Source organism: Bradyrhizobium sp. PRIMUS42 (assembly GCF_023006515.1).
Taxonomy (GTDB): domain Bacteria; phylum Pseudomonadota; class Alphaproteobacteria; order Rhizobiales; family Xanthobacteraceae; genus Bradyrhizobium.
Genome location: NZ_JALBGZ010001135.1, coordinates 1 through 1338, shown reverse-complemented (window position 1 = coordinate 1338; position 1338 = coordinate 1). Strand labels below are relative to the sequence as shown.

The window sequence follows — 1338 nt, the reverse complement described above, 5'->3', positions numbered from 1 at the left end:
ATCGGCGCCTGTAATGCCCGACCGCGCCAGCCAGTCCTCGAATTCCGGCGCGCGGCGGCGGCTCGTCAACCGATTCCAGATAGGCGGCAAGCATCTTGGCCGAGTCCGAGCTGGTCGCGTAATGGTCCTTCAGAAACCAGGATAACGTCAGGCTGAAGCGACCCTTGGCAAGGCCGCGCGGACTGCGATGGCAGGTCGCACAGCCGTCAGCGAAGAGCTTGGCGGGCGACTTGCCGGCGTCGAGATTTTGCGCGGCCGCAACCGTCACCGTCAGAACCATGGCGGTGGCTGCAAAAATCATCACGGGCACGATCCGGCCGCACCCCGATCGAAACAGCGATCTCAAATGTCGTCCCCTCGCCCCGTCCGCGGTCACGCCGCCGACAGCTGATCGAATTCGGGCGGTGCGTAGGCCTTGCCGTCCTGATCGGTGATGACAACCCGCCACCCCTCGCTCGCCCACACCTTCGCCTTCGCCACGATGAGCAGCCGGCTCTCGCGAGCGAAACTGTATTTCTCGTTGTCGCGTTCTGCGACCATTTTGTAGGCCAATTCGCATCCCCTTGCGTCGCCCTGCACCCAGCCTCCTCGTGGCAGCGGGCTTTGGCGGCAATTCGCCGGGAGCGTGGCAATTTTTTGATGCCATCCGCAAAGCATAGCGTTGGCGGCCGGCAACGGCGTGCCCCACGGGAATGCAATTCCATCCGTCGCAGGCTTGCCCCGCCTGCGACGGCACGGGGCCGTCCTCGTGTCGTGCTGGATAGGCCGCCGGGGCGGCCTCACATCGGCAACGGAACCGATCGTCCCATGCCCGAGCTCCGCTAATGCACGCGGATGATGTGGGGGCGACCGAGATCAATCAGCCCCTGCACGGCCGAGAGGCGATCGTCGAGGGCTGCGATGGTAAGCAGCAGGTTGTTGCGGCGCTCGTCGAGCATACCCATCTCGGCGCCGGTGAGCTTCATGCTCGTCCGTTCCTTTTGGATCCCTTTGAGGGATTCGCGTAATCCGGCAATCAGGCCGGTCAGCTGTTTGGCCTCTTTCGTCATCGAACGCTTCGCGACATTTTGGCGGCGCGACTCCGCCTGGCTCTGTCTCATGTCATCCTCCCGTGCCCCGCTGCCCCGAGTGGATGCTTACAGCTTTGGGTAGACATGTTACGATCGATGAAATCTGCCGGCGAAAAACCGACTTAAATTGTCGCGACCTCGATATAGCAAAGAAAAGCCCGGCACGAGGGCCGGGCCTTCCTGGCTACGCTAGTGCTTCTGATGGCCGCCGCCGGGGCCACCGGCCGGTGCACCGCCGCCACGGGGCGCGGCGTTGATGTGGGAAGCA

3 protein-coding genes are annotated in these 1338 nt (G+C 63.7%); all 3 read right to left on the bottom strand.

Annotated features, from left to right (window positions below):
- On the bottom strand, positions 1–301 hold a 301-nt coding region (locus tag MOV75_RS38355), incomplete at its 3' end, for a hypothetical protein (RefSeq protein ID WP_247008033.1).
- A 71-nt stretch (positions 302–372) separates the two neighbouring features.
- Complete coding sequence (locus MOV75_RS38350; RefSeq protein ID WP_018322958.1) at positions 373–579, bottom strand: hypothetical protein; 207 nt, start codon at positions 577–579, stop codon at positions 373–375.
- Positions 580–821: 242 nt separating this feature from the next.
- Complete coding sequence (locus tag MOV75_RS38345; RefSeq protein WP_246930988.1) at positions 822–1100, bottom strand: hypothetical protein; 279 nt, start codon at positions 1098–1100, stop codon at positions 822–824.
- Positions 1101–1338 lie beyond the last annotated feature (238 nt).